The sequence below is a fragment of the Rhizobium sp. P1_E1 genome, assembly GCF_056406015.1.
This window is the reverse complement of record NZ_JBFUAY010000030.1, coordinates 1-19,262: the sequence shown is the minus strand read 5'-3', so window position 1 is coordinate 19,262 and position 19,262 is coordinate 1. Positions and strand designations below refer to the sequence as shown.

16 protein-coding genes and 2 pseudogenes are annotated in these 19,262 nt (G+C 60.9%); 8 read left to right on the top strand and 10 right to left on the bottom strand.

Annotated features, from left to right (window positions below):
* Positions 1-35 precede the first annotated feature (35 nt).
* The 6 genes and pseudogenes from AC1D1Z_RS13445 to AC1D1Z_RS13420 all read left to right on the top strand — a co-directional run.
* On the top strand, positions 36-995 hold the full coding sequence (locus tag AC1D1Z_RS13445) for a carbohydrate ABC transporter permease (RefSeq protein ID WP_018246001.1): 960 nt from the start codon (positions 36-38) through the stop codon (positions 993-995).
* Positions 992-1,882 (top strand): carbohydrate ABC transporter permease, encoded by an 891-nt coding sequence (locus AC1D1Z_RS13440; protein ID WP_018246000.1) that lies wholly within the window; start codon positions 992-994, stop codon positions 1,880-1,882. Before AC1D1Z_RS13445 ends, AC1D1Z_RS13440 begins: the two co-directional genes overlap by 4 nt.
* Positions 1,883-1,892: 10 nt before the next feature.
* A complete protein-coding gene (locus AC1D1Z_RS13435; protein ID WP_018245999.1) occupies positions 1,893-2,990 on the top strand; it encodes an ABC transporter ATP-binding protein in 1,098 nt (365 codons plus the stop codon).
* 33 nt (positions 2,991-3,023) lie between these two features.
* Positions 3,024-4,187, top strand: coding sequence for a mandelate racemase/muconate lactonizing enzyme family protein (locus AC1D1Z_RS13430; protein WP_018245998.1), 1,164 nt, complete (start codon positions 3,024-3,026; stop codon positions 4,185-4,187).
* Positions 4,188-4,207: 20 nt separating this feature from the next.
* Positions 4,208-4,957 (top strand): ribonuclease activity regulator RraA, encoded by a 750-nt coding sequence (locus AC1D1Z_RS13425; RefSeq protein WP_018245997.1) that lies wholly within the window; start codon positions 4,208-4,210, stop codon positions 4,955-4,957.
* A 3-nt stretch (positions 4,958-4,960) separates the two neighbouring features.
* Positions 4,961-5,109, top strand: a pseudogene (locus AC1D1Z_RS13420) (sugar ABC transporter ATP-binding protein); the annotation flags it as partial.
* Positions 5,110-5,127: 18 nt separating this feature from the next.
* Here the strand turns inward: AC1D1Z_RS13420 and AC1D1Z_RS13415 are convergent.
* Positions 5,128-5,781, bottom strand: coding sequence for a TetR/AcrR family transcriptional regulator (locus AC1D1Z_RS13415; RefSeq protein ID WP_164903070.1), 654 nt, complete (start codon positions 5,779-5,781; stop codon positions 5,128-5,130).
* Positions 5,782-5,848: 67 nt separating this feature from the next.
* On the opposite strand from AC1D1Z_RS13415, the gene AC1D1Z_RS13410 reads away from it, so the two are divergent.
* On the top strand, positions 5,849-7,387 hold the full coding sequence (locus tag AC1D1Z_RS13410; RefSeq protein ID WP_018245994.1) for an FAD-dependent monooxygenase: 1,539 nt from the start codon (positions 5,849-5,851) through the stop codon (positions 7,385-7,387).
* Between the two features lie 172 nt (positions 7,388-7,559).
* Here the strand turns inward: AC1D1Z_RS13410 and AC1D1Z_RS13405 are convergent, their stop codons facing one another.
* The gene (locus tag AC1D1Z_RS13405) at positions 7,560-8,741 is read right to left on the bottom strand and encodes an aminotransferase class V-fold PLP-dependent enzyme (RefSeq protein WP_018245993.1); all 1,182 of its coding nucleotides are present in this window, start codon (positions 8,739-8,741) and stop codon (positions 7,560-7,562) included.
* Positions 8,742-9,085: 344 nt separating this feature from the next.
* On the bottom strand, positions 9,086-10,411 hold the full coding sequence (locus AC1D1Z_RS13400) for an NAD(P)/FAD-dependent oxidoreductase (protein WP_018517818.1): 1,326 nt from the start codon (positions 10,409-10,411) through the stop codon (positions 9,086-9,088).
* Positions 10,412-10,646: 235 nt separating this feature from the next.
* On the opposite strand from AC1D1Z_RS13400, the gene AC1D1Z_RS13395 reads away from it, so the two are divergent.
* Positions 10,647-11,123 carry an Lrp/AsnC family transcriptional regulator gene (locus tag AC1D1Z_RS13395; protein WP_018445089.1) on the top strand — a complete coding sequence of 159 codons (477 nt, stop codon included), beginning with the start codon at positions 10,647-10,649 and terminating at the stop codon, positions 11,121-11,123.
* Positions 11,124-11,493: 370 nt separating this feature from the next.
* On the opposite strand, the gene AC1D1Z_RS13390 is transcribed toward AC1D1Z_RS13395, so the two are convergent.
* The 7 genes and pseudogenes from AC1D1Z_RS13390 to AC1D1Z_RS13360 all read right to left on the bottom strand — a co-directional run.
* Positions 11,494-13,149 carry an ABC transporter ATP-binding protein gene (locus AC1D1Z_RS13390; RefSeq protein ID WP_477850811.1) on the bottom strand — a complete coding sequence of 552 codons (1,656 nt, stop codon included), beginning with the start codon at positions 13,147-13,149 and terminating at the stop codon, positions 11,494-11,496.
* On the bottom strand, positions 13,146-14,012 hold the full coding sequence (locus AC1D1Z_RS13385) for an ABC transporter permease (RefSeq protein WP_477850809.1): 867 nt from the start codon (positions 14,010-14,012) through the stop codon (positions 13,146-13,148). Before AC1D1Z_RS13385 ends, AC1D1Z_RS13390 begins: the two co-directional genes overlap by 4 nt.
* Positions 14,009-14,959 carry an ABC transporter permease gene (locus tag AC1D1Z_RS13380; RefSeq protein WP_018245989.1) on the bottom strand — a complete coding sequence of 317 codons (951 nt, stop codon included), beginning with the start codon at positions 14,957-14,959 and terminating at the stop codon, positions 14,009-14,011. The genes AC1D1Z_RS13385 and AC1D1Z_RS13380 overlap by 4 nt, the downstream gene beginning before the upstream one ends.
* A gap of 91 nt (positions 14,960-15,050) precedes the next feature.
* The gene (locus AC1D1Z_RS13375) at positions 15,051-16,661 is read right to left on the bottom strand and encodes an ABC transporter substrate-binding protein (RefSeq protein WP_018245988.1); all 1,611 of its coding nucleotides are present in this window, start codon (positions 16,659-16,661) and stop codon (positions 15,051-15,053) included.
* A 65-nt stretch (positions 16,662-16,726) separates the two neighbouring features.
* On the bottom strand, positions 16,727-17,440 hold the full coding sequence (locus AC1D1Z_RS13370) for an HAD-IA family hydrolase (protein WP_018245987.1): 714 nt from the start codon (positions 17,438-17,440) through the stop codon (positions 16,727-16,729).
* A 221-nt stretch (positions 17,441-17,661) separates the two neighbouring features.
* Positions 17,662-19,038, bottom strand: coding sequence for an aspartate aminotransferase family protein (locus AC1D1Z_RS13365; RefSeq protein ID WP_018245986.1), 1,377 nt, complete (start codon positions 19,036-19,038; stop codon positions 17,662-17,664).
* Between the two features lie 13 nt (positions 19,039-19,051).
* Positions 19,052-19,262 (bottom strand): annotated as a pseudogene (locus AC1D1Z_RS13360) (GNAT family N-acetyltransferase); the annotation flags it as partial.

The following is a 19,262-nucleotide window of genomic DNA, read 5'->3' as shown; positions in this document are numbered from 1 at the left end:
CGGCCGGTTGTTCCGAAGAATAAGGGCACGCCACGGTGACGATCTTGATCGGCAAGGCAGAGGCTAGCCGGAGACTGCAACCCGATAGGTCCGGTGTGCTGCGAAAGATTTGGGAGCATCGCGCCGACTACGCGTACGTGCTCCCTGCGATCGCCGTGATGCTCATCGTCATAGCCTATCCGATTTACTACACGATCGAGCTGTCGTTCTTTAATACGCCGCCTGGCCTGCAGCTCCGGGACAAGATTTTCATCGGCCTCGGCAACTACACCGCCATCCTCACAAGTCCGGTGTTCTGGAAGGTCACCTCGAACACTCTGATCTGGACATTGGGATCCACTTTCATCTCATTTGTCCTGGGGTTTGCCTGCGCCCTGGCGCTTCATCGCGACTTTGTCGGCCGCGGCATCCTGCGGGCGATCCTGATCATTCCCTGGGTCATCAGCGCGGTCGCCGCGTCCTATATCTGGAAGTGGATCTACCATTCAGACTTTGGGATTATCGGCGCGGTGCTGGTCGGCCTCGGATTGGCCGACAGGCCGCCGAATTTCATCGACAGCGTCAGCACAGTGCTGCCCTCCCTGATCGTCGTCAATATCTGGCGGGAGTTTCCGTTTGCCATGATCATGATGATGGCTGGCCTGCAGACGGTTCCCGATCAGTTGCTGCGCGCCGCAAGAGTCGACGGAGCCAATGCATGGCAGCGGTTTTGGCACGTCACCTTCCCGCATTTGAGAAACGTCTCGACGGTGACGATCCTTCTGCTGGCAGTGGCCAACTTCAATTCATTCATCATCCCCTGGATCATGACCGGCGGCGGGCCGTCGAACGCATCGCATATCTGGATCACTCACATCTATGAGCTCGCCTTCGGCCGCCAGCGCTGGGGGGTGGCATCGGCCTATTCGGTGCTGCTGTTCCTGATCCTGATGTCGCTCGGCTACTTCTACGTCCGTGCTCTAAGCGGCAACGAGCGGAAGGATGGGACCGCATGAACACGATTGCCGAGACTGCTCCTCGAGGCCAGGCCCGTCGCCGTATGCGCATCGACGGATGGCGGTGGGGCGGACGCATCTTCCTCGCGTTCATGCTGCTTTACACCGCGTTGCCGATGGTCTGGATGCTGATCACCTCGATCAAGTCCGGCTTCGCGGCCATGCAATTCCCGCCGCAATGGTGGCCTGACCAACCCACCCTTGACAGCTACCAGAAGCTGCTCGATCCGCAAAACAGCGTCGGCCAGGACTTCCTTCGTTTCTTCTGGAACAGCCTTTTCGTCTCCACTGCCACGACCATCCTTTCGGTGATCGTGGCGGTTCCTGCGGCCTACGCGTTTTCGCGCTTCACCTTCCCGGGCCGGAACTTTCTGTTCTTCGCCGTCTTGCTTCGCAATATGTTTCCGGCTGTGATCTTTCTCGTGCCGCTCTTCATCCTGATGCGCGCGATCGGGCTGGTGAACACGCATGGATCGCTCATTCTCACCTACCTCACATTCGGCCTGCCGCTGGCAATCTGGCTCCTCAAGGGCTTCTACGACAACATCCCGGTGCAGCTCGAGCAGGCGGCGCGCATCGACGGAGCGACGCGGTTCCAGGCCTTTGTCCTGATCGTGATGCCGCTCTCGGCGCCAGGAATCATCGCCACGGCGATCTATTCCTTCATCGGCGCGTGGAACGAGTACATCTACGCCTACACGTTCCTCTCCAAGAACGACCAGTTGACACTGCCGGTCGGTATCCAGCGCTTCTTCTCGGAAAATACGACGGACTTTCCGGGCCTGATGGCGGCCAGCTTTATGATGAGCGTGCCCGTCGTGGTCCTGTTCCTCGTCCTGCAACGATACTTCGTACGCGCCCTGACAGAAGGCGCCGTTAAGCACTAGGGAGTTGCCGGTGGCCCACGTGGTCCTCAAAGATCTTGTCAAGACCTATGGCAGCTTCAAAGCTGTCAACGATGTTTCGCTGACGGTCAATGACGGCGAATTCGTTGCGCTCGTCGGCCCTTCAGGCTGCGGCAAAACAACCACGCTCAATCTTGTAGCGGGGCTGATCCCCATCACATCGGGCGACATCGTCATCGGGGACCGGGTGGTCAACGACCTCGACCCCAAGGACCGGGACATCGCAATGGTGTTCCAGAATTACGCGCTCTATCCGCAAAAATCGGTCTATAAAAACCTGGCGTTCCCGCTGCAGATGCGCAAACTGCCAAGGGACGAGATCGACAGGAAGGTCAAGGAAGCAGCGCGAGTGCTCGACATGACGCAACTGCTCGAGCGCAAGCCGCGCGAACTTTCGGGCGGGCAACAGCAGCGTGTGGCCTTGGGCCGCGCCCTCGTTCGAGATCCGGCGGTATTCCTGATGGACGAACCACTCTCCAACCTCGACGCGAAGCTGCGCGTGCAGATGCGGTCGGAGATCAAGCGCTTCCACCAGGACCTCAAGGCAACGATCATCTATGTGACGCACGACCAACTCGAAGCTGTGACCATGGCCGACAGGATGGCGGTGATGAACGGCGGCTACCTGCAGCAATACGATTCACCGGCGCAGGTCTTTGCCCATCCGGTGAACATGTTCGTCGCCAGCTTCATYGGCAGCCCGGCGATGAGCCTTGTTCCGCTGGAGGCATCAACGGCAAGCGGCAATACAGTGTTGACCAGCGCGGAGGGCTGGCGCCTCGAGCTCTCGCCACACAACGCCCAGAAGGTCGCGAGGGCAACCACCAAGAAAGTCGTGCTCGGCGCACGTCACTCGACGATCAAGCTGCATAAGAGTGCGGTGCCAGGAAGCATTCCTGCCAAGGCCTACACGGTGGAGCCGACCGGCGACGTCACCTTCGTACAGGCGTTCCTGTCTGGCGCCATCGTCAACGTCAGCGTGCCGCCGACCATTGCCGTTGCGCCCGACGAGCCGATTTGGCTCGAGTTTGACCAGGAGCGGATGCATCTGTTCGACGGCGAAACAGAAATGGCCCTCAAGGCCAACTGAGACAGAGCCGATGCGTCTGGAACGAGGGTGGGGATGACTACGAAGCTTAAAATCACCGCGATCAAGCCCTATCCAGTATGGGTAGGAACGCGCAACCAGATGCTCGTCAAGGTCGAGACCGACAACGGCATCTTCGGATGGGGCGAGAGCGGCTTGAGCGGTCGCGAGAAGGCCGTGGCCGGCGCGATCGAGCACTATCGCGAGTTTCTCATCGGCCGCGACCCGATGCAGATTGGTCGGATCTGGCAAGAAGTTTATCGCAGCCAATACTTCGAAGGCGGGCGCGTTCTGCAGGCGGCAATTTCCGCCATCGACATTGCCCTTCATGACATCAAGGGCAAGGCGCTGGGGGTGCCGGCCTACGATCTGTTGGGCGGCAAGCAGCGCGACCGCATTCCTACCTTCGCCTCGACCGGTGACGAGGCCGAGGGCGATGTTGCCATCGAACGAGCCCGCGAACTACGCGCACAGGGGTGGCAGACGATCCGCTTCTTTCCCATCGGGCAAAACAGCAAGGACATCTTTGAGCCGCGCGAATCGATCGGCGCTACAGCAAGCATGCTGAACAAGGCGCGCGAGGCGCTGGGCGACGACGTCGTCCTCGGCATCGACTATCATCATCGGCTTTCGGTGGCAGAGGCGGCGAGCTTCTGCAACAAGCTCGGCCGTGGCGTGCTTGATTTCCTCGAGGAGCCGATACGAGACGAGACACCGGAGGCCTACGAATCCCTGCGCACGATGACCGACATCCCGTTTGCCATCGGCGAGGAATTTGCCAGCAAGTGGCAGTTCCTGCCCTACATCGAGCGCGGCATCCATCAGTTCAACCGGCTCGATGTTTGCAATGTTGGCGGGCTCACTGAAGCGATGAAGGTAGCTGGCTGGAGCGAGGCGCACTATGTGGACCTGATGCCGCACAATCCCCTTGGCCCAATCTGCACGGCCGCGACCATCCATCTCGCCGCCGCGGTGCCGAATTTCGCCTGGCTCGAGACCAGGGTGCCCGAAACAAAGCTGGGCTTCGACAATTCCGACTTCTTCCCCGTGCAACCACGGCTCGACGGCCCCGACTATCCGGTCAGCGATCTGCCGGGGCTCGGCGTCGAGGTCAACGAAGAGGCGGTCAAGGCCGAGAGCTTTCGTTTCTGGGAAGCGCCTCACCTGAAGCGCCGCGACGGTTCTGTTACGAACTGGTAGTTCATCCACCGGAGTCTAAAATGACCCATACTCCCGACATTACGCGACCGCCCAAAGAGCTGATCGACGCACTGAAGGAAATCGGCGCCGCGACGGTTGCCGGCACGCTTGGCCACATGGGCTTCCGCAATCCGCACATGGTCGGTCCCGTGCCGCAGAACCGCGGGAAGTCGATTGTCGGGCCGGCGCTGACTCTCCAGTTCATGCCGCAGCGGCCGGACCTCTTCACCGAGGGAGAATATGCCGATCCGGAGACGCAGTTGCACAGGCACGTGCTCTATCACGCGCAGGAGGGCGATGTGGTCGTGGTCGACGCGCGCGGCGACATGAGCTCGGGTGTCTTTGGCGATATGATGTCGACGTATTTTAAAGGCAGAGGCGGCGCTGGCATCGTAATCGACGGGTGCATGCGCGATCGGCCCAATGTCGACAAGCTAGATCTCCCCCTATGGCTGCGTGGCTGGACTCCCAACTACCATGTGCAGACCAGCATCTATCCCAATGCCGTCAACGTTCCGATTGCCTGCGGCGGTGTCACGGTCATCCCCGGAGACATCATCGTCGCCGACGACGACGGGGTGGTGGTGCTTCCAGTCGCAATGGCCTCGAAGGTAATCGAAGAGTCGCAAAAGCATCACGATTGGGAGGAGTTCTCCCGAGTGAAGCTTATGGAGGGCGGGTCGTTACAGCGCTACTATCCGCTGCATGACGATGCCCGCGGAGAGTACGAAGAGTGGCGCAAAACAAACCGCTTGGAGAACCGAAGTTAGCCTAACCTCTTCGAGGGTGGCATCAGCGACGGCGGCTTCCGTATCGACGGCGGTGTTCGCTGCCGTTTCCGCCGCAATTGAGCCAAAGCGCGGCGCGCACTTGCGGCATCCGCCCGGAAGACCTCAACATTGCGGAGACGGGCATTCCGGCCCCACCAGAGGGTGATTGCTCAGGCATAAGGTGTGCCTGCCAGAGCAGCGTTCAGGCCGGTAGTTCCCTTATCTACAGCGGCGAGAAAGACGGCTTTTGCTTCCTCTGTATCTTGCCTCTGCCGAAAGGTCCGGTGAGCCTGGATAAAGCCCACGGTCCACGTCGCCAGGAGAATACCGGCCGCCAGATGGGCATCAGGATCATCAGGTTTTCGGCCGACGCCTTCGGATAGCGCCACCGCGACGACGTGGGCGATCTCGTCGCGAATTGCCCTCGCCCGAGCCTTGAGGGTGTCGCTGGCCTCGATCGTCTCGATGAAGCTTTGGCTCCTAGCAGTAAATCGGAGGTAAGGGCTCTCCTCCGCAACCAGATGATGAGCGAGCAGACGTAACGTCTCGATCGGAGAGACGCTGGGATGGCGCTGCCGCAGAGCTTCGCGCAGCATCTCGCGACCCTCCTCGTCGCGATCGAAGAACATGTCCTCCTTGCGGGGAAAGTGATTGAACACCGTCATCCGTCCGACATCGGCGGCTGCCGCGATCTCATCGACCGTCACATGATCGAAGCCCCGCTCCAGGAAGAGGCGCGTGGCGACGTTGGAGATGCCTTGTCGCGTGGCGAGGCGCTTACGGGATCGCCGGTCCGGTGGCATTGAGTCCGATGGCATTGACATGTTGTCTCTGATTGCGCATTTATTTATGTACTGAGTACATATTGATATCCAGTATATGGAATGTGAGATGGAAAAACAAGTTGATGTTGTTGTTGTGGGCGCAGGACCGGTCGGACTCCTGACCGCCATCGAGCTGACTTTGTCAGGCGTGCGCGTCCTCGTGCTGGAGCGTCTGGCGTCGGCCAGTATGGCCATGAAGGCAATGTCGCTCGGGCCGCTTGGAAGCGAGGCACTCCAGCGTCGTGGGATGGCTGCGGCCATCGCCGCCGCGGAAGCGCAGAGCCTCGCGGCGATGAAGCAGTTCGCCGAGCAGGCCGGGGCGGAGCTGCGTGGCCGGTCGTCCAAATTCAGCGGTCATTTCGCTGGCCTGCCTCTTATCCGAAAGGACGCGCAGAAAGAGCCGGAACGGCGTGCTCACGCAGTGGATCAACCTAGCCTCGAAGCCATGCTGGCCGATCGCGCCCGCGCTCTTGGGATCGAGGTGCGCCGCGCCTTTGACGTTACCGGCTTCGTGCAGCAGGCGGACGGCATTGACGTGGAGTTGAGAGCTCCGACAGGCGCAGGCCAAATCGGCTGCTCCTACCTCGTTGGATGCGACGGCGGGCGTAGCCTCATCCGCAAGATGGCCGGCTTTGAGTTCCCCGGCACAGCCCCAAGCCTGACGTTCTACCAGGCCGTCGCCGAGATCGATCATCCCGAACGCCTGCTGCCGATTGGCTGGAATCGCACATCGGGTGGCGTATTTTCCTACTGGCCCTTCCCCGGTCGACTGTTCATGCTCGACTTCAGCGGTCCGCCTGAAGATCGGCAAGCGCCGGTCACAGCTGAGGAGATCGAAGCCGTACTGCGCCGCATCAGCGGCACGGATGTCCGCGTGAAAGCGCTCGAAAGCGGCAGCCGATGGACTGACAACACCCGGCTTGCCGATAGCTACCGCCGCGGCAGGGTGCTGCTTGCCGGCGATGCGGCGCATGTCCATTCGCCGTTTGGTGGTCAGGGCTTGAGCCTCGGGCTGGTGGATGCTGCAAATCTCGGCTGGAAGCTCGCGGCGGTCATTCGCGGCGACATGCCGGAAAGCCTGCTCGATACCTACACGGCCGAGCGGCGACCCGTCGCCGAAGCCGTTCTAGCCAACACCCGTGCCCAGGTCGCCATCCTGCGGCCCGATCCACAGGCGGGTGCGATGCGGGACATCGTGGCGAACCTCATGCAATTCGACAACGTCAACCGGTTCATCGGCGAGATGATGAGCGGCCTTTCCACCCGCTACGATCTCGGCTCGGAGCTGGACGAGGTCGGGCGGCTGATCGGCGACAGGTCGATTAGCGACGGCGATGCCGCCGTCTCGCTCTATGATCTGATGCAGGATGGCATGGGCGTTCTTCTCGACGCCTCGCCTGAGCGGACGGCGTCCAGGCTCGTTGCAGCCAGCAAGCAGAGGATACGTTGCGTCGCCGTCGATCGGGGCCCCTCGATGCTGATCCGTCCCGACGCTTGCATTGCTTGGATCGGCGAAGAGAACAATACGGACGGATTGGAGGAAACGCTCGGTGGCTGGTTCACGCCAACGCGAGATGATGGGTCTATGCAGCGATCCGGACAGTGATCATTTCTGCCGCAGTTCGAGGTTCGAGTGGGGCTGGCCGAGCCGCATTTTCGGGCAAGATGGCGATCTCGCCGATCCCCGGCACGATATCCCTGGTCTCCTGAGGACGTTATCTTTGCTGGCTGAGAGGTGTCGATGCCGGCGCCTCTATCTTCAGGAACGGGCTTCCGGTTCAAGCCAACGCATTTCTGAGCGCGCTGACGAACATGTCAAGGTCACTCTTCAGCATATATATATGCGGCGAAACCCGCAGACCTTCGACATGCTCGACTTGGCGATATTTCGTGTGGATTTGGTATTTCTCTCGAAGAGTGTTCTCCAGTTTTTTCATGTCGGTGTTGTCGATTGAAAACAGGCATATTGCACCTAGGCTCTCAGTGTCGGTCCGCGTGTGAAGCCTGAAGCCGGGAATGTCGCGAGCCTGACCGACCCAGTGTCGAGTGAGTTCGCGCAGTCGGACGTGCATCCTGTCTGCGCCGATTTCCCGATGGAATTGGATCGCCGGTTTAATTCCGGCCTGAATTGCGGAATTATAGGTACCCAGATTCCAGTGATCGAACTTGTCTATGTTCATTGCGGGTTGGTCGAAGGGCGCCAGCAGAGGCCAAGTTCGGTCGATCTGGCGTCGGTTGACGATCAGCATTCCGTTGCCGACAGGTGCGCCGAGCCATTTGTGAAGGCTCGTGATAAAGAAATCGCAATCCAGTTGCCGAAAACTGACCGGCATTTGAGCGAACGTCTGGGCGCCATCGACTATCGTGATGATGTTGCGCTCCCGCGCGATCCGGCAGAGTCGCTCGATGGGAAGAACGCGTCCATTCCAGTGATACATATGCGTCAGTTGCAGGACGCAAGTCCGGGGCGTCATCGCTTCCACATAGGCATCAATGATATCCTCGTCGCTGTCCATGATATCGAAGGCGCAGTTCACGACCTCGATTCCGTCGCGGTGATGCCGTTGCAGCCATCCGGCACGGACGCTCGGATAGTCCCAGTTCGAGATCAACACCTGGTCGCCCTTGGTCAGCGGTATTCCAAAAATCGCCGCTGAAAGTCCTTCCGAGGAATTCCGGTTGAGCGCAATCTCGTCTGGCGTGCAATCTATCAACTCGGCCAAATCACGCTTGATACCGGGCAGCGCAGCATCGAGGTTGCTCCACATGTTATAGTCAGGATTGCGGCTGATGAAGCGATAGGCGTCAATCGTGGCCTCCTGTACCGCTATCGTTGGCGGGCTGACGGCAGCGTTGTTCAAATTCAGGAGCGGTTCCTGGGCAGGGTATTGGGCGCGGACGCGCTCCCACAATTCCTCGCCCTTGGTTTCGGCCTTCAGATCTGGAGCAAAGAGGTTCATGAAAGCTATTCCTTTTCGGGCAGTTCATTGACCCCTCGATGCTAGGCGGACCGAGCCGGCGTAATCCGCCTATCCTGCATCCCCACGCAGAACTTAATACCGAATGTCGATGATTGCCAAAACGATGCAACACCATGTCGTCACTCTGCGTGCCGCGCCAAAATTTAAGCAGCAATTCAAAGCATTACAGCGCCGACGCTAGAACGTCCGGAAATTCGTTCCCCTATCCGAGGGCCTTTACATGCCGGAAATTTCGCATTCTCGTCCGCTAGGGCGGCGTGTCTTACCTTGAGGACACCGGCTTGCGGCACGCCATGGTCGAATGCCTGCGAGCCATTCCACCTTCAGAAGTCGGCGACTTTGCCCCAGGCCGATCTCTGGAACCGCTCCGGGTGATAAGGCCGGGGATCGACGATCGGCGTGTCACCGGTGGCGATATCGGCGATCAGATGACCGGCGCCGGGACCGATTCCGAAGCCGTGGCCGCTGAAACCGGCGGCGAGAATGAAGCCTGGAACGGTGGTGATCTCACCGATTCCCGGCACCCCATCGGGGGTGCTATCCACATAACCGGCCCAGACGGCACTGACATTTGTGTTCCTCAGGGCAGGCAGGAGTTCAAGCGCGCGCGAATGGGTAAGCCGAATTGTTCTTTGGTCGACCTTCGGATCGAGGATGCGCATTCGTTCCATCGGAGTGGGTGCGTCCAATCGCCATCGCGCCAGGGTTTCGTGCCCAGACCTGAATCCCTCCAATCCGCCTAGCGCGAGGCTTCTCCAACGCCGGACGAACATTGGCAGAAATTGAGGCGCGTAACGGAATTGCTGCGGCGTCAAGTCGACACGCCCGCCACCACTGATCGCCAATGTGTAGCCGCCATCGCCGCGACGCGTAACGGAGACCGCAGATGTGTGCAGCGCGTCCGGCAGGCCGCTTGCTCCTGGGGACACGGAGAGGATCGAGGAGCGCACCGAGGCTTGCGGAAACCGAATGCCGAGCTGGCGGCAGAAGGAGGAGGCCCAGGCGCCGCCGGCAAGGATCGCGATTTTCGTGCGGATCGTGCCATGTTCCGTGACGACGCCCGAGAGCCTGCCGCCTTCGATGTCGATGCCGCGGGCCGCACAGGACTGATGCACCGTGCCGCCGAGTGTCAGAATCGCACGTGCAACGGCCGGCGCAGCACTCGCCGGATCGGCGATGCCGTCGGTCGGTGAAAACACCCCGCCCTTCCATGAGGCGCCGGTGGCACGCCCGCGTTCGGTCGCTTCGGCGCTGCTCAGCATGTGCGTCGTGACGCCGACCGAGCGGGCGAAATCGCGCCAGCGTGCCCAGCCGGACAGTTCATCGTCGCTATTGCTGAGATAGAAGAGACCGCAGCGACGGAAGCCCGTATCCTCACCGGTCTCAGTGGCGAAGCGCTCCCACAAATCGAGGCTCTTCGTCGACATCGGCAGTTCGCGGGCGTCGCGGTTCTGCTGGCGGCACCAGCCCCAGTTGCGGCTCGATTGTTCGGCGCCGATGAGGCCCTTCTCGACGAGGGCGACCTTCAATCCGCGCCGGGTGAGATAATAGGCCGCAAAAACGCCGACGATGCCGCCGCCGATTACCACCACATCGGCGGTGGAAGGAAGTTCCGGCGTGGTGGCGACGCGATTGAGCGGTGCGGGCATGGGACAGTCTCCGTTTCAGGCGTAGTCTAGCGGATCCAAAGCTACGGCTTTGCTGGAGATCGGTTGGTGACAGCAGAAGATTCCGTCTTGGCAGGATGCCAGCAGCGGTTTGTGCTTCGGCCTGTCCCGCAACGCGGTCGACACGTCTGACTTATGTGTTAAGGTCGATGTCGGGAATACGGCAGCATAATCTGCTGCGTCATTGGCGATCTCGAGCAAGTGAGGGCCGTGTGAGATGAAACTCGACCGGATCGACGTAAAAATTCTCTACGAACTGCAGAAGAATGGCCGCGTCACCAATGTGGAGCTCGCCGAACTGGTCAATCTGTCGCCTAGCCCCTGCTTGATGCGGGTGAAGAAGCTGCAGTCGGAAGGCTATATCGAAGGCTATTCGGCCCAGATCAACGTCAGCAAACTCGGGCAGACGCTGACGGTGTTTACCGAGATCACCCTGAAGAACCACCGGCAAATCGACTTCGCCCGCTTCCTGGCGGCGATCGAGAAGGTCGATCAGGTGATCGAATGTCATCTGGTTTCGGGCGGCTACGATTATCTGCTGAAATTCGTCACCGCCGGCATCGACGAATATCAGACGATCATGGAGCGGCTTACCGACCTGGACGTCGGTATCGATAAGTATTTCAGCTTCGTCGTCCTGAAATCGCCGATCGTCAAAGCCCACATGCCGCTTACCACCTTGTTTCCGCTTTAGCCGGCGAGAAGGACCGCGGCCGGGCCCCGCTCCTGATCCGCAAACTCCCCTTGGCCGAGCGTCCCAACGCAATCTCTCAGGGTTCCAGACCGACCTCACCCGTTGCATCTCTCCGATCTAATCGGTCCTGCGCAGATGCCGATTCTCTGTCGCAGGTTGTTCTCCCTATAATTAAAGCTTCATACTGGTTGGAAGGACTTGCGACAGAATTTCGGGCTTTCTTTCCGAAGCCATATTCGCTGCCACTTGCAGATCTTGTGCCGTGGAGCCCAGGCTTTTCAACATGACCTGCCCGGGTGCGCGCCGGGTCTGGCAAGCGTCTTGCTTGTGGTTTCGAGGAGGGCAGCGCGGTAACACCTGGAATCGGCGGTCAGTGCCGGCAATAGGCCCGCACCAGTTCCGGATCCTGCTGGAGCCCATCGAGCCAGGCCGGATCGAGCGTCGGCACCGACGAGAAGAGCAGCTGCGAATAGGGATGTTGCGGCGTCTTCACTGTCGAGGATGTGATTTCCTCGACCTTACGGCYTCCATACATCACGACGATCTCGTCGCAGATCGCCTCCACCACCGAGAGGTCGTGGCTGATGAAGATATAGGAGAGGCCGAGTTCGCGCTGCAATTCCTTGAGCAGGTCGATGACCGCTGCGGCGACCACCGTGTCGAGCGCCGAGGTGATCTCGTCGCAGAGGATCAGCTTCGGATCGGCGGCGAGCGCCCGGGCGAAGTTGACGCGCTGTTTCTGTCCGCCCGAGAGCTCTCCCGGCCGGTGATGACGCAGATTGCGAGGCAGGCGCACCATGTCGAGCAGTTGATCGATCCGGGCGTTCCGCATCTTTCGATCCATGCCGTGGTAAAAGACCAAGGGCCTGTCGAGGATCTCCTCAACCGATTTCGCCGGGTTGAGTGCGGTATCGGCATATTGGAAAACGATCTGCATCTCGCGCAACTGGTCGCGCGAGCGCTCGCGAGCGCTGCGACGCAGTTCCGTGCCGTCGAAGACGATCTTGCCGACCGCGGCCGGCAGGATGCCGGCGATGGTGCGGGCGAGCGTCGACTTGCCGCAACCGGATTCTCCGATGATGCCGAGATTACGGCCTTTTTCCACCTTCAGGCTCACGTGCTCGACCGCGCGAACGAGCGGCAGGCCGTCAGCCTGACGCTGTCCATAGCCGGCTACGAGATCTTCGATCCTCAGCAGTGGAGCCGTCGCGGGTTCGGCGGGGCCAGCTGCGCCGCGCGGTTTCGGTTCGAAGGCTGCAAGCAGCTCCCTGGTATAGGGGTGCTTCGCGTTGTTGAGGATCTCTTCGGTGGTGCCGGTTTCCTGGGTCTCTCCGCCTTTCAAGACCACGATGCGGTCGGCGATCTGCGCGACGACGGCAAGGTCGTGCGAGACATAAACGCCTGATATGCCGCCCTTCTTCATCACCGACTTGAAAGCACGCAGCACTTCGATCTGGGTCGTCACGTCGAGCGCCGTCGTCGGCTCGTCAAAGATGACGAGGGTCGGGTCGCCGATCAGCGCCATGGCGGCGGCCAGACGCTGCAGCTGGCCACCGGAAACCTGATGCGGATAACGGCTGCCGATCGTCTCGGGTTCCGGCAGCGACAGCGCCCGGAAGAGCTCGACTGCCCGGGCACGCGCATCGTCCGGCGACATCAGCTGATGAATACGCGTGACTTCGATCACCTGGTCCATGATCGATGTGGCGGGATTGAAGGCGGCGGCCGCCGATTGCGGGACATAGGCGACTTCGGTGCCGCGCACCTTGGCGCGCTGCTTCTCGCTGAGCCTGACCATGTCCTTGCCGCCGACCGAAACGCTGCCGCCGGAGATGCGACAGCCCGCGCGGGTATGGCCCATGAGGGTCAGGGCGATCGTTGTCTTGCCCGAGCCGCTCTCCCCGATCAGCGCGACGATCTCGCCCTCGGCAACATCGAGGCTGACACCCTTGATGATCTCGACGCGGCGACCGGAATCGGTGGTGGCCTCGACCTTCAGGTCACGGATTTCTATGAAATTGCTCATGACGTGCTCCGGTCGCGAATTTTCTGCGGCAGATTGTCTATCAGCAGGTTGACGCTGATCGTCAGGCTGGCGATGGCAAGCGAGGGAAACATCACCGCCGGCGCACCAAACGGCAGGCCGCCGATATTCTCGCGCACCAGCGCACCCCAATCGGCATAGGGCGGCTGGACGCCAAGGCCGAGGAAGGAAAGCCCGGAGAGCAGCAAAACGATGAAGACGAAGCGGATGCCGAGATCGGCAAGAACCGGCCCGACGATGTTGGGCAGGATTTCCGAGCGAATGAGATAGAGGGTGCTTTCGCCACGGATGCGCGCGACCGTGATAAAATCCATCGCATTGATGTTGAYGGCGAGCGCCCGGGCGAAGCGGTAGGCGCCGGGGATGTAGATGACCGACAGCGTCATTATCAGAACAGGGACCGAGGAGCCGACGGCAGCGACAACCACCAGACCGAACAGCTTGCTCGGGATGGAGTTGAGAGCGTCGAGGAAGCGGCTGAGGATCGTGTCCAGCCAGCCGCCGGCGACCGCTGCGATCATGCCGAGCACGACGCCGCTGAAGCAGGCGATCGTCACCGCCGCTAGCGAGATGCCGACCGTATAGCGCGCGCCCATCAGAATTCGCGAGAGCATGTCGCGGCCGAGATAATCGGAGCCGAACCAGAGTTCCCGGCTCATCGGGCCGAAATAGTCGAGATCGACGATCTCGCCGACGGGGTAGGGGATTATCAACGGCGCAAAGATCGCGACGAGCGCCCACGCGAGGATGATGGTAAGGCCGATCGCGCCGACGATGTTGAAGCGATAGCCAAACCGGGTTCCGGACAGCCGGCCGGAAGCGGTTTCGGAACGGGTCATGGTCATCGGAGCCTCGGGTTGGAAAGGATGGCGATGATATCGGCGATGGTGATCAGCAGCAGGTAGCCAAGGCAGAAGATCATCGCGCAGCTCTGGATCAGCGGCAGGTCGCGGGTGGCGACGGCATCCAGCATCAGCTTGGCGATACCGGGGTAGTTGAAAATGGTCTCGACGATGATGACGCCTCCGAGCAGATAGGACAGCGAAAGCGCAACGGCATTGACGATCGGGCCGAGCGCATTGGGCAGTGCATGGCGAAACACAATGCGCGGCCGGGAGGCGCCTTTGAGCAATGCCATCTCGACATAGGGCGTGTTGAGCGTCTCGATAACAGCTGCGCGCGTCATGCGGATCATCTGGGCCGAGACGACGAAGGTGAGGGTGATCACCGGCATGGCATAGACGCGCAACAGGTCGGTCATACTATGGACCTCATTGGCGAAAGAAAGCGCCGGCAGCCATTTCAGGTAGACGGCGAAGATGAGCGCGGCGGAGGTCGCGACCATGAACTCCGGTACGGAGATGACGCCGATCGTGATCACCGTGACAATCCGATCGTAAAGGGTGCCGCGCAGCATCGCCGCAGTGATCCCGAGCGTGAGCGCGATCGGCACGGAGAAAAGCGCGGTGACGCCGGCAAGTTTCAGCGTGTTGACGAAGCGACCGGCAATGAGAGCGGCGATCGGCATTTCGTTGGCATAGGAGGTGCCGAGGTCGCCCTGCAGCAGCCCGACTAACCAGCGCAGGAAACGAAAGAGCGCTGGTTCGTCGAGATGCATGGCCTTGCGCAGGCCTTCGACAGCTTCCGGCGTGGCGGCTTGGCCGAGCAGGATCGTCGCCGTATCTCCGGGCAACAGCGTCGTCGCGAAGAAGACGGCAAAGGAGACGATCACCAGGGTGATCAAGGCGACGAACAATCTGCTCAGTACAAGGGATAAGACCTGGCTATTCACGGGCGTCTTCCCTTTGTGCGTTCGAGTTGAGTTCCACCAATGCAGATGGAAGAGCCGGGGCGCGGCTGCAGCCCCGGTCTCCTTTGCTTTATCAGGCTTCAAGCCAGACATATTCCGCGAAGGCGTATCCCATCTGGCCGCCGAGCGGGTTGGCTTCCAGGCCCTTGAGCTTGGCCGTCGTGGCATCGACGTTCGAGATATAGGCCGGAATGATAGTGCCGGCTTCCTGGGCGATCATGCTCTGCATCTCGTTGTAGATCGCTTTGCGCTTCTCTTGATCGAGAGACCCGCGCGCCTCGATCAGCATCTTGTCGAACTTCTCCGACTTGTACTGGCTTTCGTTCCACGGAGCGTCCGAGGTATAGAGCAGGGAGAAGAGGATATCAGGGGTCGGTCGCGGGTTGATATTGCCGAAGTGGATCGGCGCCTTGAGCCAGTAATTGTCCCAGTAACCATCAGATGGCACTCGCTGGACATCGAGCTTCATGCCGATTTCGGCGCCGGCGGCCTGGATGATCATGGCCATGTCGATCGACGAGCTCGCCGCATCGGAAGCGATGATCGGAATGGATTGGCCGAGGACGCCGGCCTTATCGAAGTGGAACTTCGCCTTCTCAGGATCGAAAGCCCGCGCTTTCAGGTTTGCGTCATGATAGAAGTTCGCAGGCGAAACGGGTTGATCGTTGCCGACCTCACCGAGACCGCGCAGCGCCGATTTGACGATCTGTTCGCGGTTGACGAGATACTTCATGCCCTCGATGAAGTCCCGCTTGTTGCCGGGCTCCATATCCAGTCGCATGTTGAGATTGGTATAGTTGCCGGACGTCGTCTTCGACAAGGTGAAGCCGTCGCCCTGGGCCTCGACGAGGCGCATGGAACGGGGATTTATCGCGGCCGCGAGATGGATGTCGCCCGCAAGCAGGGCGTTGACACGGGCATTGTCGTCGCTGATGGCGAAGTATTCGAAGGAATCGACGTTCGGGCCGGATTTCCAGTAATTCTTGTTCTTGATCCCGACCGAACGAACGCCCGGCTCGAAGACTTCCTTGACGAAAGCGCCGGTGCCGTTGGCCTTGGTGAAATCGGTCGTGCCGTCGGAAACGATCATGAAGTGATGCATCGACAGTATGGTCGGCAGGTCGGCGTTCGGGCTGGCGAGCGTGATCTCGACGGTCTGCTTGTCCACGGCCTTGAAGCCGGTCATCTGGGCGGCGATCTTGGCGACCTTCGAGCCGACGGACGGGTCGAGATGGCGCTTCAGCGAGAAAACCACGTCATCGGCGGTCAGCGGCTTGCCGTCATGGAAGGTAACGCCGTTCTTCAGCTTGACCGTCCAGGTCTTCGCATCCTTGGACTCGATCGCTTCGGCGAGCTCCATCTGCGGCGTGCCTGATTTGTCGAGGAAGGTGAGGCGGTTATAGAAGGAGCAGCACCGGACATAGTCGGTAGAGAGCGACGCCTTGGCGGGGTCCAGCGTATCGGCCGTGGAGGACGACCAGCCGGCCGCCTTGAGCGTGCCGCCGGAAACAGGCGTTGCGGCGAGCGCCTTGCCGGCGCGGCCAAGCACGAGCCCGCCGGCTGATATCGCCACGCCGCCCGCGAGCATCATATGCAGCAACTCGCGACGAGTGGCGCCACGACGGATGGCGGTTTCGACCATGGCATCGTCGGATCTGGTCCAGTTGGTGATTTTGTCGTTCATCTCATTCCCCTTTTTTCTTGTGTGGCGGGCTGCCCGTTACGGGCGGGCCCGATCTGCTTTCAAAGTCAGGCGCGCGCGGCGGCCGCGGCATCAGCAAGGCCGGCCATCGAGGTGAAATGGTAATCGGGTTTGGTGAACTCGGCCGGTTCGATCGTGCCGCCGTAACCCTTCTCAGCATGTCGCCGCTCGATCCAGCAATTGGTCAGCCCGAGTTTCCTGGAAATCCCGATATCGTGGTACTGGCTCTGGGCGACATGCAGGATGTCGTCCTTCGAATGTCCTTCCGAGGCGACGTAGTCGAACACCCTCTCGAAGAAGGCGGGATCGGGTTTCTCGGTCCCCGTATCATCCGCCGTGAAGGCGGCATAAAAGGGATTGCCGAGCTCTTTCTCGAAGAAATCGAATGCCCAGCGGCGGGCATTGGTCATCGCAACGAGGCGGTAATCCTTCGCAAGACTGGCCAGCGCTGCGGCGCTGTCTGCGAAACCCTTCCAGCCCTTCGCCGAATCCCGAAGCCGTTCGCCATATTTTTGATCGGCGGGCAAGCCGAGCTTCGGGGCGATCGCCAGGTAGACGCGCACGAGATCGTCGGGAAAGAGGTCGGCATCCTTGGAGTAGCGGGCTGCACGGTAGAGGCCAAGCGCCTGCTCGCCGTCGATTTCAGTTCCCGCCTCGGTCGCGATCTCGGCGAGGCAGGTCTTGAGGCCGCCTTCGAAGTCGATGAGCGTGCCGACAACATCGAAGGTCATATATTTGAATTCCGGAAGGCTCTTGCTCACGTGAATTCCCCAGTGTTCGGCTCCGGTGGGAGCGCGGTTCTCGAAGAAGAAAATTCTGTTCCGCCGGCGGGGTCATTGTCCCGCTCTTATATGGAAGGCCCGCATGTGCCGGGATCCAGGCCTTTCGTTGATTTCAGTGTGTCACCTGCACCGCACCGGATTCGCCGAATAGGCGCCATGAGGCGGCACAAAATACCGAATCTGACCGTTTCGCGGTATTCTCAGGCCCGCAGCGCCCGACGCACATCCGGGTCCTCCAGCGTCTCGTCCAGGGTGATGCGGGTGCGCTCGACGATCGCGTCTATCTCCGTTTCGGTGCAGCAGAGCGGTGGAGCATAGCCAAGCACGCCATTGCCGAAGGCGCGGATGACGAGGCCGTTCTCCCAGGCGCGATCGAAGATGCGGCGGGCGGGTTCGGCGGATGCAGGCAACGGCGTCTTGTTGACTTTGTCGACCACAAGCTCGACGGCGGCGAGCATGCCGCGGCCACGGACGTCGCCCACCAGCGGATGATCCCTCAGCGACTCCAGGCCCTGCATCAGCCGCGCGCCGGCCCTGACGCCGTTTTCGAGAAGGCCGTTTTCGTAGAGCCTCAGGACTTCGAGGCCGACCGCGGCGCTGACGGGATGGGCCGAATAGGTGTAACCATGGCCGACAGCGGCAGCACCCGCACCCTCGGCAATCGTTTCATAGACGTGATCGGCCATGAAGACGGCGCCCATGGGGACGTAGCCGGAGGTCAGGCCCTTGGCGGTCGTCATGAAATCGGGCACGACTTCATCCTCGCTGCAGGCAAACAGCGGGCCGGTGCGGCCAAAGCCGGTGATCACCTCGTCCGCGACGAATAGGATGTCATGCGCGCGGCAGAATTCGCGCATGGCCTTCATCCAGCCTGTCGGCGGCACCAGAACGCCGCCCGAGCCCTGGATCGGCTCGACGTAGAAAGCGGCGACTCGTTCCGGCCCGATCGCCTCCACCTTGCTTTTCAGCGCCGCAAGCGAGGCGTCGATGATCGCCTGCGGATTATCGCCCGCCGGGTTGCGATAGGCGTAGTGAGACGGAATTTTATGCTGCCAGTCGAAGGGAACGCCGAAGCCGGCATGGAAGGCGGGCAGCGCCGTCAAGCCCGCGCCGACCGTCGAGGAGCCATGATAGCCCTGTTCGACCGAGATGAATTGATCGCGCTCAGGCTTTCCACGGGCATTCCAGTAGTAGCGTATGAAGCGGATCGTGCTGTCCACCGCATCGGAGCCGCCAAGGGTGAAATAGACGTGGTTGAGATCGCCCGGCGCACGGTCGGCGAGTTCGCCGGCAAGCCGGATCGCGGGCTCCGAGCCGAGGCCGAAATAGGCCGTCGCATAGGGGAGTTCCCGCATCTGCCGGGCCGCCGCCTCGACGATGCTTTCGTGGCCGTAACCGGCATTGACGCACCAGAGGCCGGCGAAGCCGTCGATCAGTTGCTTGCCCGATGCGTCGGTGACCGTCGCGCCTTTGGCAGAGGCGAGCACGCGCACGCCAAGCTTTTCATGGCCGCGGTAGGAGGCGACCGGATGGATGAGGTGGGCGCGATCGAGTTCGATGAGGGAATTGCTGTACATGGAGATCTCCGGATCAGCCGAGTGCCTGGCTGGCGAGGGCAAAGGTGGTGGCGGTCGGATCGGCGGCGTCGTTGGCCAACGGCTTTCTCATCGTGATTCCGCCGCCGACATGGGCGAACCCCTGTTCGGCGAGCCATGGGGAAAGCCCGGTCTCGGCAGTTGTATCGACCCTGAGGAACCGTCCGGGCCGTCTGGCGATGAAATGTTCGATCAGTGTCTTGGCC